Here is a 15,492-nt window from a genome sequence, read left to right as displayed (position 1 = left end):
GGCGCGCCCGTCGCGCCCGACCGGCGTCCGCCCGGCCGCCGGCCCGTGGAGCGGCGGCGGTCCGCGTCGCGGCCCGTGGGGATGATCGGTCCAGCCATAGCATCGTACCGGATGCAGCCCGTCGACCGTCGACGGGCTGCCATCGCCGGACCCTAATCTGCTAATAGGCGCACGCCGGTCCTCGAACCGGCGTGTTCTCGTTCGCGTTTCCGGGAGACCGTTGCGCGTCCGGCGCGCAATCAGTCATCGTCGTCCCGGTCGGAGCCTCGTCGCCATGCCGCGTCCCGCCTTCTCCCCGCCGTCGCAGGCGCCCGGCTTCGCCGCCCGACGGGTGGCGGCCGAGATCGTCGAAGGCGTGCTGCACCGGGGCCGGTCCCTCGACGAGCAGCTCGACGGCGCCACCGCCAACCAGGGGCTCGGCCTCCTGTCGGATCGCGACCGCGCGCTGGTGCGCCGGATCGTCGGCACGACGCTGCGCCGGCTCGGCACGCTGCGCCATCTGGTGACGAGCTGCCTCGACCGCGGCCTGCCACCCGACGCGCCGCGGCTGGAGAGTGCGCTGCTGGTCGGCGCCGCCCAGATCCACATCCTCGACATCCCGGACCACGCCGCCGTCGACCTCTCGGTGCGGCTCGTCCAGGCCGACCGGCGCTGCGCCCGCTATGCCGGGCTGGTCAACGCCGTGCTGCGCCGGATCGCCCGCAGCGGCGCCGAGCTGATGGCCGACCGCGATCCGGTCGCGCTCGACACGCCCGGCTGGCTGCTGGAGCGATGGAGCAGCAGCTACGGCGTCGACGCGGCCCGCGCGATCGCGGCCGCGCATACGAGCGAGCCGGCCCTCGACCTCACCGTGAAGAGCGATGCCGAGGGGTGGGCGACCCGCCTGCGCGGAAAAGTGCTGCCGACCGGCTCGGTCCGGCTGGTGCCGCACGGGCCGGTGTCGGGGATGCCCGGCTATGCCGAGGGCGACTGGTGGGTCCAGGACGCCGCCGCGGCGCTGCCGGCCCGCCTGCTCGGGCCGGTCGATGGGCTGTCGGTCGCCGACCTGTGCGCCGCGCCGGGCGGCAAGACCCTGCAGCTCGCCGCCGCCGGCGCCAGGGTGACGGCGGTCGACCGCTCCGAGCCGCGTCTCGCCCGGTTGAAGGAGAACCTCGCTCGCACCGGACTGACGGCCGATACGGTGGTGGCCGACGTCACCGGCGTGGACCTTGCGACATTCGCGGCGGGCCCGTTCGACGCGGTGCTGCTCGACGCGCCGTGCTCGTCGACCGGCACGATGCGGCGCCATCCCGACATTCCCTGGCGCAAGACCGAGGCCGATCTCGTCTCGCTCGCCGGCCTGCAGGCGGCGCTGCTCGACCGCGCCGTCGGCCTGCTGCGCGAGGGCGGCACGCTCGTCTACTGCACCTGCTCGCTGGAGCCGGAGGAGGGCGAGCAGCAGATCACGGCGCTGCTCGACCGCGATCCGCGCGTCGCGCGCAAGCCGATCGCGGCCGACGAGCTGCCGGGCCTCGACGGGCTCGTGACGGCGGCCGGCGAGCTGCGCACCCTTCCGGCCTTCTGGCCGGACGACGAGCCCCGCATGGGCGGCCTCGACGGCTTCTTCGCGGCGCGCCTGGTCCGCCGGTGATCCGGCCCGCGCCGGCCGGACCTCCCATCGGTGCATGGTCCGGGGACGCCCGGCCGGCGAGTGTTGCCCTCGCATCTTGCTTCGTTATGGTGGGCCGCCACGCGCGTTGCGTCGCGCGTGAGAAGGGCTCGGGGTGATGTCCCGCGTATCGTTCGCGGACCGCGGCAGGCTGATCTGGTATGCGGTGCGGCGCGGCCTCTCCCATGTGGCGGGGCGGTTCGCGGCGTCGCGCCTGCTCGCCCTGTTCCGGCTCGGCGGCCGCAACGAGCGCATCGCCATCGCGCCGCAGTCGCTGCGCACCGCCGACCCGACGCGGGCGAGCGAGATTTATTCCGGCCGCTTCGCGCTCGCCGGCAAGATCGTCGTCTGCGACGGCCGCTCGCCCTTCGAGATGGAGCCGCCGACGCCCGACTGGGCCGCCTCGCTGCTCGGCTTCGGCTGGCTGCGCCACATGCGGGCCGCCGAGACGGCCGCGGCCCGCGCCAATGCGCGGGCGCTGGTCGAGGAGTGGATTGCCCTGCAGGGCGGCTGGAACGGCGTCGCCTGGCGACCCGAGATCGTGTCGCGTCGGATCGTCTCCTGGCTCACCCAGGCGAGCCTGATCCTCGCCGACGCCGACGTGCGCTTCTATCGCCGCTTCATCCGCAGCCTCGCCCGCCAGGTGCGGTTCCTGCGCTGGACCGCCGGCGACGCCCAGGACGGGGTGCCGCGCCTGCAGGCCGCGATCGCGCTCACCTACGCGGCGCTGTGCATGACCGGGCAGACCCGGCACCTCAAGCGCGCGACCAAGCGGCTCTCGGCCGAGCTCGACCGCCAGATCCTCGCCGACGGCGGCCATGTCAGCCGCAATCCGGGCGCCCTGATCGAGCTGCTCGCCGATCTGCTGCCGCTCGCCCAGGCGTTCACGTCGCGCAACGTCGCGCCGCCGCCGGCGCTCCTCAACGCGGTCGACCGGATGATGCCGATGCTGCGGTTCTTCCGGCACTCGGACAAGACCTTCGCGCTGTTCAACGGGATGGGGCCGACCGCCCAGGATCTGCTCGCCACCATCCTGGCCTATGACGACGCGCGCGGCCGGCCGGTCGCCAACGCGATCCATTCCGGCTACCAGCGCATCGAGGCGCGCGACACCGTCGTGCTGATGGACACGGGCGCGCCGCCGCCGCTCGCCGTGTCGGCCGACGCGCATGCCGGCTGCCTGTCGTTCGAATTGTCGTCGCGCCAGCAACGCATCGTGGTGAACTGCGGCCTGCCGGCCGCCGGCAAGGGCAACTGGCGGCACCTGGCGCGGGCCACCGCGGCGCATTCGACCGTCACGTTCAACCAGACCTCCTCCTGCGACTTCTACGACACGCGGGTGATGCGCCGCGTCTTCGGCACGTTGATCGCGGGCGGGCCGAGCCGCATCGCCGCGACCCGCGACGCCGACGATCACGCCGAGCAGGTGCGGGTCAGCCACGACGGCTACGCCGACAAGTTCGGCGTCATCCACCAGCGCACCGTCACGCTGTCGGCCGACGGCCGAAGGCTCGAGGGCGAGGACATCTTCCTGCCGGCCCGCGGCGAGGCGCTGCCGGCCAAGCTGCCGGACGAGTTCGCGGTGCGCTTCCATCTGCATCCGACCATCCGGGTGGCGCGCGTCGACGACGGCCACGGCGTGATGCTGACGCTGCCGAACCGGGACGTGTGGGCGTTCCTGGCGCACGAGGACCGGGTCGACATCGAGGAGAGCGTCTATCTCGGCGGCCGCACCGGCCCGCGCCGCACCGTGCAGCTCGTCATCCACGGCCACGCCCGCCGCGCCCCGCGCGTCGAGTGGACCTTCGCGCTGACCAGCGAGACGCTGCCGACCGGCGCCGGCGCCCGGGGCGCCCGCGAGCAGACGCAGGACCTGTCGCGGTAACCGTCGCCTTTCACGAGTCGACGCCGCACCGAAAGAGGCCTCGTGTCCCGGGCGCCGCGTGACGCGCGGCGAACCGGGACCCAGAGCGGCGGTGCGCGGAGCCACTCCCAAATGGCTTGCCGTGCCGCTTGCAGTAGCGCCCGTCGTGGCGCCCCTGGGCCCCGGCTCGGCGGCGCATCAGGCCTGCGGCCTGATGCGCCTTGGCCGGGGCACGCGGCCCACATTCGAAGGCGGAAACTTGCTCTAGCCAAGCCATGGGGCGCGGCCCAATATGCCGCCGAAATCGTGCTCAACCAAACCGATACATCGTGATGACCGAACAACCTCGCCGCATTCTCCGCGCTCTTCTCTCCGTCTCCGACAAGTCCGGCCTCGTCGACTTCGCCCGTGCGCTCGTCGCCCACAATGTCGAGCTCCTGTCGACCGGCGGCACCAAGAAGGCGCTGGCCGAGGCCGGCCTTCCGGTGCGCGACGTCTCCGAGCTGACCGGCTTCCCCGAGATGATGGACGGCCGCGTCAAGACCCTGCATCCGAAGGTGCACGGCGGCCTGCTCGCGATCCGCGACAATGCCGAGCATGTCGCCGCGATGTCGGCGCACGGCATCGTGCCGATCGACCTCCTGGTGGTCGATCTCTATCCGTTCGAGGCGACGGTCGCGAAGGGCGCCGGCTACGACGACTGCATCGAGAACATCGACATCGGCGGGCCGGCGATGGTGCGGGCGGCCGCCAAGAATCACGCCGACGTCGCCGTGGTGGTCGACACGGCCGACTACGCCGCGGTGCTGGCCGAGATGGCGAGCCACGCCGGCGCGACCACGCTGCCGTTGCGGAAAATGCTCGCCGCCAAGGCCTATGCGCGCACGGCCGCCTACGACGCGGCGATCTCCGGCTGGTTCGCGCAGACGCTCGGCGATCCGACGCCGGACTTCTGGGCGCTCGGCGGCAAGCGCATCCAGACCATGCGGTACGGCGAGAACCCGCATCAGGTCGCGGCGTTCTACCGCTCGCCCGAGGTGCGCTTCGGCGTCGCCACGGCCCGGCAGGTGCAGGGCAAGCAGCTCTCCTACAACAACATCAACGACACCGACGCGGCCTTCGAATGCGTCGCCGAGTTCGACCCGGCCCGCACGGCGGCCTGCGCCATCATCAAGCACGCCAATCCATGCGGCGTCGCCGAGGCCGAGACGCTCGTCGAGGCCTATCGCAAGGCGCTGATGTGCGACCAGGACTCGGCCTTCGGCGGCATCGTCGCGGTGAACCGCGTGCTCGACGCCGAGGCGGCCCGCATGATCACCGGCATCTTCACCGAGGTGATCATCGCGCCCGACGCCACCGAGGAGGCGATCGAGATCGTCCGCGCCAAGAAGAACCTGCGCCTGATGCTGGCCGGTGGCCTGCCGGATCCGCGCGCGCCGGGCCTCACCATGCGCACCGTGGCGGGCGGCTTCCTGATGCAGTCGCGCGACAACGCCGTGGTCGACGATTTCGAGTTCAAGGTCGTGACCAAGCGTGCCCCGACCGAGGCCGAGCTCGCCGATCTGAAGTTCGCCTTCCGGGTCGCCAAGCACGTCAAGTCGAACGCCGTCATCTACGCCAAGGACCGCGCCACGGTCGGCATCGGGGCGGGGCAGATGAGCCGCGTCGACTCGGCTGCGATCGCGGTGCGCAAGGCGGAGGCGGCGGCGCGCTTCTTCGAGCTGCCGGAGCCGTTGACCAAGGGCTCGGTGGTCGCCTCCGACGCGTTCTATCCGTTCCCCGACGCGCTCCTCGTGTCGATCCGGGCCGGCGCCACCGCGGTGGTGCAGCCGGGCGGCTCGATCCGCGACGAGGAGGTGATCAAGGCGGCCGACGACCACGACGTCGCCATGGTGCTCACCGGGTATCGGCACTTCCGGCACTGAGGCGGAAGCCCGCGTCAGCGGGCGGCGCGCAGCGCCCCGGCGTCAGGTCGGGCGCGCCGCCGTGCCGGCGCGGCGCAGCAGCGCCCACGCGGTCGCGAGCAGGATCATGTTCGCGACCGCGCCGAGCAGGTTGAGGTCGATCCCGGCGAGCCGGACCTCCTTCCCCGGGTCGGCGAGCAGCGTGTCCGGCACCAGCATGGCCGGAAAGAAGGCGAGCCAGATCGCGCCCTGGATCAGGATCGCGAACCCGGCCCGCTCGATGGGCCGCCGGCCCGACCAGACGAGCCACAGCGACACGACCGATAACAGCGTCATCGCGATCACGAACCAGGCGCCGTGAAAGCGGGCGTGCGGCGACCACAGCTCGCTGAAGATGTGGGTCGTGTTCCAGTCGGCGATGTTGCCGGACAGCGTGGTCAGGGCGACGAAGCTGATCAGCAGGCGAGGCGCGAGGACCATGGCGGGCGTCCCGGTGCGAGGGTTCGTCCCTCAACGCGCCGGGCGGGTTTTCGATCACCGGCCGGCCGGCGCCGGCATCCCGTCGTCGCCGGTGCCGTCAGGCCTCGCGCCGTCATGGCGTCGCCGCGACGGTCTCCACCATCTCCGCGACGGCGCCGAGAATGCGCGAGATGTCCTCGGGCCGCGACAGGCGGTGGTCGCCGTCCTTGATCAGGGTGAGCACCACGTCGTCCTGGGCGAGGCGGGCGACGAGGGCGTTGGCGTGCTGCCACGGCACGTCGGGATCCTTCACGCCCTGGACGATGCGCACCGGGCAGCCGGTCTCGATCAGGCCGCCGAGCAGCAGGTGGTTCCGCCCCTCCTCGATCAGCTGTTTCGTGATGACGTAGGGGCCGGTGTCGTAGTCGGTCGGCTGCTCGAAGCGGCCCGTGGTCTCGATCGCCTGCTTCACCTCGGGCGGGAAGCGCTTCCACATCAGCGCCTCGGTGAAGTCGACGGCGGGGGCGATCAGGACGAGGCCGGCGACGCTTGCCTCACCCGGCGCCGCGCGTCGCCGCAGCGCCTGGACGAGCAGCAGCGCCATCCAGCCGCCCATCGACGATCCGACCAGGATCTGCGGACCGCGGCAGCAGGCGTCGAACACCGCGAGCGCATCCTCGAGCCACGACCCGATGGTGCCGTCGGCGAAGGCGCCGCTCGATTCGCCGTGGCCGGAATAGTCGAACCGCACGATCGCCTGGCCGCGCTCGGCCGCGAAGGCGTCGAGCGCCTGCGCCTTGGTGCCCTGCATGTCCGACATGAAGCCGCCGAGCCAGACGAGGCCGGGGGACTTGCCGGCGCGGCGACGGACCGCGATCCGGCGCGCGTCTGCGCCTTCGCCGAGCTCGATCCAGGCGACGTCGTTCTCCATCGGGGCACTCCGGGATGGTCGCTCCGCCCCGATGATCGGGAGCCGGGCGGTCGGGAATCGGACGGTCGGCGCGAATATTGCCGCCCTCCGGCGCGGGGTCTATACCGGCGTGCCGGCCGGCCGCCGGCCTTCTCGCGAATCCAGGGTCGGACGCTCCGTCGCGTCGCCCCGTACGGCGCGATCGCCCCGTGAAGCCTCACCGTCCCGCAGGCGTGAACGTCCGCAAGGCAGGAGACCACGATTGCCGGCAACCTCGGAGTCGTCGCCCGACGTCCACGCGCCCGCGGAGGGGTCGACGATCCCGTCGCGGCCGTTCGACCGGGCGACCGATGACGCAGGCCGTGCCGGCGTCACCGGCCGGTCGGTGGCGCGCCGGCTTACGGTGCTCGTCACGGTCCCGACGCTCGATCTCGGGGCGGCCGACCGAGGGGCGATCGAGCTCGCCCGCATCCTCGCCGCGGCCGGTCACCGGCCCGTCGTGGCGTCGCGCGGCGGCCGCTGCGAGGACGAGATCGCCCGCCTCGGCGGCGTCTTCGAGCCGCTCGACGCGACCAGCCACAACCCGTTCGTCATCGCCGGCAATGCGCGGCGCTTGCGCGCGCTGATTCGCGCCCATGGATGCGACGCCGTCCACGCCCATGGCCGGGCCTGTGCGTGGAGCGCGCTCGCCGCGGCGCGCGCCACCGGCAAGCCGTTCCTCACCACCTGCTACACGGCGTTTCGCGAGCAGAACCGCCTCAAGCGGCTGTACAACGGCGTGATGGCGCGCGGCGACCGGGTGATCGCGGTCAGCGAGCCGATCGCCGACATGATGGCCGAGCGGCACCATCTGCCGTGGTCGCGGCTCGCCGTCGTGCATCCCGGCATCGACCTGTCCAGCTTCGATCCGGCCGGGATCGCGCCCGACCGGGTCGCCGCGGCGCGCCGCACCTGGGGCGTCGGGCCGGACACCAGGGTCGTGCTGGTGCCGGGGCGGATCATCCGCCGGCGCGGCCACCACGTCGCCGTGCAGGCGGCCGCCCATCTCAAGGCCCGCGGCCTGCGCGACGTGCTGTTCGTGTTCGCCGGCGAGGACGGCGGGACGTCGAGCTATTCGGGCCAGCTGTGGGACCAGGTGCTCGCCTCCAAGACGGCCGACGTCGTCCGCCTCGCCGGTCCCTCGGCCGATCCGCCGGCCTGCTATGCGGCCGCCACCGTGGTGGTCTCCACGGCGATCCAGCTCGAAGGACTTTCACGCGGATTGCTGGAAGGCATGGCGATGGCGCGGCCCGTGGTCGCCTCCGATCTCGCCGCCGGCCCGGAGGCCGTGCTGTCGCCGGAAGCCGCCGGCGAGGAGCGGATGACCGGCCTGCGGGTTCCGGCCGGCGACGGCGCCGCGCTCGCCGCCGCCCTGGTGCGGCTGTTCTCGTATTCCGAGCAGGCCCGCCACGCGATGGGCCAGCGGGCCCGCGCCTGGGCGCTGTCGGAGTTCGACCCGGCCGACACGGCGGCCCGGATTCTCGCCATCTATGCCGATCTGTGCGGTGGCGGACCGGCGGGTGCGGCGACGACGCCCGCGGCCGGCTCGCCCGATCTGCAGCGGCAACGTTGACTTGAAACCGGAATGTCCCAATTCTAATGATCCCTCGCACCGGCCCCGTCCGGCGCGGCCACCGGGCTTGAGCGGCGGCCTGCGGCACGGCAGTGCGGGGACGAACGGATTTTGCCGGCGCCACGCTGCGCATGCCGGTCCGGCCTTTGGGCTCGGGCGGGCGTGAACGGTGCGGGGTCGGATTTCGACGTACTGGTAACTGCGACCGCGTATCGAGAGACCGCGCAACCAGAGACCGCGTATCCAGAGTCTGCCAGGATCAACGACAGAGGAGTTCACTGCCATTCGCCGCCCCATGAGAGCGCCGCCCCCCGTCCAAAAGGACGGACCGCGCGTCAACGAGGAGATTCGCGTCCGAGAGGTTCATCTGATCGACAAGGATGGGGCCAATCGCGGCACCACCCAGATTGCAGAGGCCTTGCGGCTGGCCCAGGAGGCCGGACTCGACCTGGTCGAGATCGCGCCCAATGCCACCCCGCCGGTGTGCAAGCTGCTCGATTACGGGAAGTTCAAGTACCAGGAGCAGAAGAAGGCCGCCGAGGCCCGCAAGCGTCAGAAGATCGTCGAGGTCAAGGAAGTGAAGTTCCGCCCGATGATCGACGACCACGACTACGACGTGAAGATGCGGGCCATGCACCGCTTCTTCGAGGAAGGCGACAAGGTCAAGGTGACGTTGCGCTTCCGCGGTCGCGAGATGGCGCACCAGGAACTCGGCTTCCAGCTGCTCAACCGGGTCAAGGACGACACGTCCAAGCTCGCCAAGGTGGAGCAGGACGCCAAGATGGAAGGCCGCCAGATGGTCATGGTGCTGGCGCCGCGTTGATCGCGCCGGTCGCCGGCGTCGGGCCATAGATGCTCGCATCGCCTTCGAAGCAGCGCTCCGGCCGCCCCGGTGTCCCGGGGGCGGCCGGAGTTGCCAATCCGGCGCACCTCTGCCATAACCCCGCCTTCCCGCCGCCCGGCTGAAAATGGGCTGCCGTGGCGGCGTCGTGCCCTTTTCCGACCGGGCCCGTTTGGGCCCCGTGCCGGTTTCGGGCGCGCTCACATCAACTAGACGGTCCGGCGGACCCGGGGGCCCCTTCGGCCCGGCGCGGTCGTGCACGGCCAGGAGACGAGCCAAATGCCCAAGATGAAGACCAAGTCGGGCGCGAAAAAGCGCTTCAAGATCACCGGCACCGGCAAGGTGAAGTTCCAGCAGTCCGGCAAGCGGCACGGCATGATCAAGCGGTCGACCAAGCAGATCCGCGAGCACCGGGGCACCGCGGTCCTGTTCAAGACCGACGGCGACAATATCAAGAAGTATTGGATGCCCAACGGCTGATCGCCGCCCGCCGCGTCTTCCGACGCGGTGTCACCGCTCTAACCGAACTGTTTCAGGAGATCAGCCATGGCCCGCGTCAAACGGGGCGTCACCGCGCACGCCAAGCACAAGAAGGTCCTCAAGGCCGCCAAGGGCTATTACGGCCGGCGCAAGAACACCATCCGGGTCGCCAAGCAGGCCGTCGAGAAGGCGCAGCAGTACGCCTATCGCGACCGCAAGGTGAAGAAGCGCACCTGGCGCGCCCTGTGGATCCAGCGCCTCAACGCCGCCGTGCGGCCGTTCGAGCTCAACTACAGCCGCTTCATCGACGGCCTCGCCAAGGCGGGCATCACGGTCGACCGCAAGGTCCTGTCCGATCTCGCGATCCGCGAGCCGGCGGCGTTCCAGGCGATCGTCGAGAAGGCCAAGGCCGCGCTCGCCGCGGCCTGAGGCCGGCCGGCAGAGGGCAGGGCCGGCCGATGCCGGCCCGAGCGGGCGGTCCGAGACTTCGACCGGGTCCCGAGGCCGCGATCCCGTGCGGTCGTGTTGCTGGGTCGTTCGCCCGCGGCGGACGGCCCCGATGCCTTGGGATGAGCCATGTCGGAGATTACCGAGCTCGAAGCGCGCCTGATGGCGGACGTCGCGGCGGCGGCCGACGAGCCGGCGCTCGACGCCGTCCGGGTCGCGGCGCTGGGCAAGAAAGGCGCCGTCTCGGCGCTGCTCGCCACCCTCGGCAAAATGTCGCCGGAGGAGCGCAAGACCCAGGGGCCGCTGATCAACGGCCTCAAGGACCGGCTCGGCGAGGCGCTCAATGTCCGCCGCGCCGCGCTGCGTGACGCCGCCCTCGACCAGCGACTCGCCACCGAGACGGTCGACGTCACGCTGCCGCTGCCCGACAGCGCGCTCGATCGCGGCCGCATCCACCCGATCAGCCAGGTGATCGACGAGCTGACCGCGATCTTCGCCGACATGGGCTTTTCGGTCGCCGAAGGTCCCGACATCGAGACCGACGACTACAACTTCACCCGGCTGAATTTCCCCGAGGGCCATCCGGCCCGCGACATGCACGACACGTTCTTCTTCCCGCCGAAGGAGGACGGCTCGCGGCTCCTGTTGCGCACGCACACCTCCCCCGTCCAGGTGCGTACCATGCTGTCGAAGGAGCCGCCGATCCGGGTGATCTGCCCCGGCCGCACCTATCGCTGCGACTCGGACCAGACCCACACGCCGATGTTCCATCAGGTCGAGGGCCTGGTGATCGACAAGGGCTCGCATCTCGGCCACCTGAAGTGGATCCTCGCCGAGTTCTGCAAGGCGTTCTTCGAGGTCGACCAGGTGAAGATGCGGTTCCGGCCGTCGTTCTTCCCGTTCACCGAGCCGTCGCTCGAGGTCGACATTCAGTGCCGCCGCGACAAGGGCGAGGTGCGCTTCGGCGAGGGCGAGGACTGGCTCGAGATCCTCGGCTGCGGGATGGTGCATCCGAACGTGCTGAGGAACTGCGGCATCGACCCCGACGTCTATCAGGGCTTCGCCTGGGGCATGGGGATCGACCGCATCGCCATGCTGAAATATGGCATGCCGGATCTGCGCGCCTTCTTCGAGGCCGACGTCCGCTGGCTCGACCACTACGGCTTCCGCCCGCTCGACTTTCCGACGCTGGCGGGCGGACTGAGTGGGTGAGAACGACCGTCCTCGCGACCATTTTCGTGGGAGCGGCTACACAGAACGCGACGAGAGGTCGACCAGATGATGAAAGCGCCGCCGTCACGTGAGTTCGTCGAAGGTGTGCTTCGACCGTTCCTGGACCCTCACGGCTTCGATCATGCCGAGGTCCGGGTCGACCTCGATCACGCCGGGGACGAGGCCATCTTCGTGGATGCGGTGATGAAGCCCGACTCAGGTTTTGTGGGCGGTAAGGTATCCAACGCCGCGCATGGAGCCCTCAGTGACGCTTTGCTCGCAAAGGGTGACGAGCGGTTTCCATACATGTCTATCCGCCACCCGGACGACGAGCTCGCCGAAGTGCCGCCCAAGCCAATTGCTTCCGATCCGTCATGATGAATTCCGACAGTCTACTGGAGCTTTCGGAGCAATTGGCTCGACTCGAATCGGGCCGCCCGAAGGAAGCGACTCTTCGACGGGCGATATCGACGGCATATTACGCCGTCTTTCATGCGTTGGCTTACCTTTGCGCCGATACGCTCGTCGGAATCAGCCGGCCTTGGGAAGCATTTACCCCGATCTATCGAACGCTTGATCATGCAGGTGCGCGCAAGATGTTCGAACGCGATCGCTCCGGAGTCTTGCTCGGCTCGGAAGTCGTCGAGATCGGACGGATTTTCGTTCATCTGCAAGAGCAACGACACAAAGCGGATTACGATCCGCAGCCCTTGGGGATCAGCCGCAGATCGACTCTCGAGCTGATTGATAAGGCTCGCGAAGCCATATCCGCAATAAACGCGTTACCCGGCGACAAGAAACGACTCCTTGCGAGTCATCTTGTCGCGAAATCACGCTAGCTGGCTGACCGAGATGAAATTCACCCTCTCCTGGCTCAAGGACCATCTCGACACCGACGAGTCGCTCCAGGCGATCGTCGACAAGCTCACCATGATCGGCCTCGAGGTCGAGGAGGTGGAGGACAAGGGCAAGCTGCTGGCGCCCTATGTCATCGCCCATGTGATCTCGGCCGAGCAGCATCCGAACGCCGATCGGCTGCGCGTCTGCATGGTCGACATCGGCGCGGCCGGGAACGGCAAGCCGATCCAGGTGGTGTGCGGGGCGCCCAACGCGCGCACCGGCATGCGGAGCGTGTTCGCGCCGGCCGGCACGTACATCCCGGGCAAGAAGCTGACGCTCTCGGTCGGCAACATCCGGGGCGTCGAGAGCCACGGCATGCTGTGCTCGGAGGCCGAGCTGGAAATCTCCGACGATCACGACGGCATCATCGACCTGCCGGCCGACGCGCCGGTCGGCACGTCCTACGCGGCGTGGGCGAAGCTCGACGATCCGGTGATCGACATCAATCTCACGCCGAACCGGCCCGACTGCACGGGCGTCGCCGGCATCGCCCGCGACCTCGCGGCGGCCGACATCGGCACGCTGCTGCAGATGCCGATTGCGCCCGTGAAAGGCACGTTCCCGTGCCCGGTGAACGTGACGCTCGACTTCGGCGACACGCCGTCGCTGTGCCCGGCCTTCGGCCTGCGCCTCGTGCGCGGCGTCAAGAACGGGCCGTCGCCGGAATGGATGCAGCGCCGCCTCGCCGCGATCGGGCTGCGCCCGATCAATGCGCTGGTCGACATCACAAACTTCCTCACCTTCGACCGCGCCCGGCCCCTGCACGTGTTCGACGCCAAGAAGGTGAAGGGCAATCTCGTCGTGCGCCGCGGCCGCGACGGCGAGACGCTGCTCGCGCTCGACGGCAAGACCTACGCGCTCGACGACACGATGTGCGTGATCGCCGACGACAACGGCGTCGAGTCGCTCGCCGGCATCATGGGCGGCGAGGTCTCGGGCTGCGACGAGACCACCACGGACGTGCTGATCGAGTCGGCCCTGTGGGACGAAATCGCCATCGCCCGCACCGGCCGCAAGCTCGGCATCGTCACCGACGCACGCTACCGCTTCGAGCGCGGCGTCGACCCGGCCTTCATGCTGCCGGGCCTCGACCTCGCGACCCACCTCGTGATGGAGCTGTGTGGCGGCGAGCCGTCCGAGGTCGTCGTCGCGGGCCAGCCGCCGATCCGCGACAAGGTGATCGACTTCACGCTCGACGCGCTGCCGCGCCTCGCCGGGCTCGACATCGGCCTCGCCGAGACCAAGCGCGTGCTGAGCCGCCTCGGCTTCTTCGTCGCCGGCGACGCCAAGAAGCTGAAGGTCGCGGTGCCGACCTGGCGGCCCGACGTCGACGGCGTCGCCGACATCGTCGAGGAGGTGATGCGCATCGTCGGCGTCGACCGCGTGCCGCTCACGCCGTTCCCGCGCGACGACCGCGGCCGCAAGCCGGTGCTGACACCGATCCAGGCGCGCACCCGCCGGGCGAAGCGCGCCCTCGCCGCGCGCGGCCTCACCGAGGCCGTCACCTGGTCGTTCATCTCCAAGAAGGAGGCCGAGCTGTTCGGCGGCGGCCAGCCGGAGCTGGCGCTCGCCAACCCGATCGCGGCCGAGCTCTCCGACATGCGGCCGAGCCTGCTGCCCGGCCTGATCACGTCGGCGCAGCGCAACGCCGACCGCGGTTTTCCGGACGTCGCGCTGTTCGAGGTGGGACAGGTGTTCCGGGGCGACCGGCCCGAGGATCAGTTCGTCGCCGCCGCGGGACTTCGCCGCGGCCTCGCCCGGCCGACCGGCACGGGGCGCCACTGGCGCACCGGCGCCCAGGCGGCCGATGTCTACGACATCGAGGGTGATGCGCTCGCCGTGCTGGCCGCCTGCGGCGCCCCGGTGCAGGGCGTGCAGATCCAGCCGGGCGGGCCGGCATGGCTGCATCCGGGCCGCTCCGGCACGCTGCAGATGGGGCCGAAGCTCGTGTTCGGGCATTTCGGCGAGCTGCATCCGCGCCTCCTGGAGGCGCTCGACGTCACCGGGCCGATCGTCGCCTTCGAGCTGATCCTCGACCGCATCCCCGAGCCCAAGGCCAAGGCGACGCGCGCCAAGCCGCCGCTCGAGCTCGCCGCCTTCCAGCCGGTGTCGCGCGACTTCGCCTTCATGGTCGACGCGGCCGTGAAGGGTGCCGACATCGTGCGGGCCGCGCAGAGCGCCGACCGCAAGCTGATCACGGGCGTCACGGTGTTCGACGTCTACGAAGGCAAGGGCGTCGAGCCGGGCAAGAAATCCGTGGCGATCGCCGTGACGCTCCAGCCGCGGGAGAAGACCCTCACCGACGAGGAGATCGAGGCGGTGGGGCAGAAGGTCGTCGGCGAGGTGGTCAAGCGGACCGGCGGCGTCCTGAGGGCATGATGCGCGAGCTCCTGCTCGCGCTCGGCGTCACCGACGTCTCGCCCGGCGCGGCCGCGTTCGTCGCGGTCGCGGCGCTGCTCGCCGGGCTGGCGCGCGGCTTCTCGGGCTTCGGCTCGGCCCTGATCTTCGTGCCGCTCGCCTCCACCATGATCGCCCCTGCCATGGCGGCGCCGCTGCTGCTGGTGGTCGACGTGATCATGTCGGCCGGCCTGATCCCGGGCGCGTACAAGCTCGCCGAGAAGCGCGAGGTGCTCACCATGCTGTGCGGCACGCTGCTCGGCCTGCCGCTCGGCACCGTCGTGCTCGTCCATGCCAGCCCGGTGTCGATCCGCTGGGCCGTCGCCGTGCTGGTGCTGGTGATGCTCGCCGTGGTGATGTCGGGCTGGCGCTTCCGCGGCGAGCCGCGCCGTCGCCTCACCGTCGCGGTCGGTCTCACGGCGGGGTTCTTCAGCGGCATGTCGCAGACCGGCGGGCCGCCCGTGGTGCTCTACTGGCTCGGCAGCCACCATTCGCCGGCGCGGGTGCGCGCCAACATCGTGTTCTACTTCGCGCTCTCGATGGTGCTGTCGGTCACGGCCTATCTGATCATCGGCCTGTTCACGCTGCCGGTGCTCGGGCTCGCCGTGCTGGTCGGCCCGGTCTACGGGCTCGGCGTGTTCGTCGGCACCCGCATGTTCGGACTTGCCTCGGTGACGGTGTTCCGCGCCATCGCCTACGGCCTCATCGCCGCCACGGGCCTGTTCAGCCTGCCGCTCTTCGACGGAATTTTGAGGCCGTAGATCGCGCCGCGGCGCCTTCTTCCCTCTCCCCGCGTGCGGGGAGAGGGTGGCTCGGAC

14 protein-coding genes are annotated in these 15,492 nt (G+C 70.5%); 12 read left to right on the top strand and 2 right to left on the bottom strand.

Going from position 1 to position 15,492, the window contains the following annotated elements; all coding sequences use genetic code 11:
• Window positions 1-274 precede the first annotated feature (274 nt).
• From ABTU92_RS19350 to purH, 3 genes are all read left to right on the top strand, one after another.
• On the top strand, window positions 275-1,630 hold the full coding sequence (locus ABTU92_RS19350; protein WP_408093270.1) for an RsmB/NOP family class I SAM-dependent RNA methyltransferase: 1,356 nt from the start codon (window positions 275-277) through the stop codon (window positions 1,628-1,630).
• Between the two features lie 136 nt (window positions 1,631-1,766).
• Window positions 1,767-3,533, top strand: coding sequence for a heparinase II/III family protein (locus ABTU92_RS19345; protein WP_408093269.1), 1,767 nt, complete (start codon window positions 1,767-1,769; stop codon window positions 3,531-3,533).
• Window positions 3,534-3,844: 311 nt separating this feature from the next.
• Window positions 3,845-5,437 (top strand): bifunctional phosphoribosylaminoimidazolecarboxamide formyltransferase/IMP cyclohydrolase, encoded by a 1,593-nt coding sequence (purH, locus tag ABTU92_RS19340; protein ID WP_408093268.1) that lies wholly within the window; start codon window positions 3,845-3,847, stop codon window positions 5,435-5,437.
• A gap of 42 nt (window positions 5,438-5,479) precedes the next feature.
• On the opposite strand, the gene ABTU92_RS19335 is transcribed toward purH, so the two are convergent.
• Together ABTU92_RS19335 and ABTU92_RS19330 are read right to left on the bottom strand one after the other, a co-directional pair.
• The gene (locus tag ABTU92_RS19335) at window positions 5,480-5,896 is read right to left on the bottom strand and encodes a DUF6640 family protein (RefSeq protein WP_408093267.1); all 417 of its coding nucleotides are present in this window, start codon (window positions 5,894-5,896) and stop codon (window positions 5,480-5,482) included.
• A gap of 112 nt (window positions 5,897-6,008) precedes the next feature.
• Window positions 6,009-6,806 carry an alpha/beta hydrolase gene (locus tag ABTU92_RS19330; protein WP_408093266.1) on the bottom strand — a complete coding sequence of 266 codons (798 nt, stop codon included), beginning with the start codon at window positions 6,804-6,806 and terminating at the stop codon, window positions 6,009-6,011.
• 241 nt (window positions 6,807-7,047) lie between these two features.
• On the opposite strand from ABTU92_RS19330, the gene ABTU92_RS19325 reads away from it, so the two are divergent.
• The 9 genes from ABTU92_RS19325 to ABTU92_RS19285 all read left to right on the top strand — a co-directional run bounded on the left by ABTU92_RS19325 (window position 7,048) and on the right by ABTU92_RS19285 (window position 15,435).
• Window positions 7,048-8,397 (top strand): glycosyltransferase, encoded by a 1,350-nt coding sequence (locus tag ABTU92_RS19325; protein WP_408093265.1) that lies wholly within the window; start codon window positions 7,048-7,050, stop codon window positions 8,395-8,397.
• A 283-nt stretch (window positions 8,398-8,680) separates the two neighbouring features.
• Complete coding sequence (gene infC, locus ABTU92_RS19320; protein ID WP_201159254.1) at window positions 8,681-9,220, top strand: translation initiation factor IF-3; 540 nt, start codon at window positions 8,681-8,683, stop codon at window positions 9,218-9,220.
• A gap of 297 nt (window positions 9,221-9,517) precedes the next feature.
• Complete coding sequence (rpmI, locus tag ABTU92_RS19315; RefSeq protein WP_111356580.1) at window positions 9,518-9,718, top strand: 50S ribosomal protein L35; 201 nt, start codon at window positions 9,518-9,520, stop codon at window positions 9,716-9,718.
• Between the two features lie 66 nt (window positions 9,719-9,784).
• The gene (gene rplT / locus ABTU92_RS19310; protein ID WP_378479967.1) at window positions 9,785-10,147 is read left to right on the top strand and encodes a 50S ribosomal protein L20; all 363 of its coding nucleotides are present in this window, start codon (window positions 9,785-9,787) and stop codon (window positions 10,145-10,147) included.
• A 147-nt stretch (window positions 10,148-10,294) separates the two neighbouring features.
• Window positions 10,295-11,377 (top strand): phenylalanine--tRNA ligase subunit alpha, encoded by a 1,083-nt coding sequence (gene pheS, locus ABTU92_RS19305; RefSeq protein WP_408093264.1) that lies wholly within the window; start codon window positions 10,295-10,297, stop codon window positions 11,375-11,377.
• A gap of 66 nt (window positions 11,378-11,443) precedes the next feature.
• Window positions 11,444-11,755 carry a hypothetical protein gene (locus ABTU92_RS19300; protein WP_408093263.1) on the top strand — a complete coding sequence of 104 codons (312 nt, stop codon included), beginning with the start codon at window positions 11,444-11,446 and terminating at the stop codon, window positions 11,753-11,755.
• Window positions 11,752-12,216 carry a hypothetical protein gene (locus ABTU92_RS19295; protein WP_408093262.1) on the top strand — a complete coding sequence of 155 codons (465 nt, stop codon included), beginning with the start codon at window positions 11,752-11,754 and terminating at the stop codon, window positions 12,214-12,216. Before ABTU92_RS19300 ends, ABTU92_RS19295 begins: the two co-directional genes overlap by 4 nt.
• Window positions 12,217-12,229: 13 nt before the next feature.
• Window positions 12,230-14,656, top strand: coding sequence for a phenylalanine--tRNA ligase subunit beta (gene pheT, locus ABTU92_RS19290; protein WP_408093261.1), 2,427 nt, complete (start codon window positions 12,230-12,232; stop codon window positions 14,654-14,656).
• Entirely contained in the window at window positions 14,653-15,435 is a 783-nt protein-coding gene (locus ABTU92_RS19285) for a TSUP family transporter (protein WP_408093260.1), read from the top strand. The genes pheT and ABTU92_RS19285 overlap by 4 nt, the downstream gene beginning before the upstream one ends.
• Window positions 15,436-15,492 lie beyond the last annotated feature (57 nt).

This window comes from Rhodoplanes sp. SY1 (assembly GCF_046000175.1).
GTDB lineage: Bacteria > Pseudomonadota > Alphaproteobacteria > Rhizobiales > Xanthobacteraceae > Rhodoplanes.
This window is presented reverse-complemented; position numbering and strand designations above follow the sequence as displayed.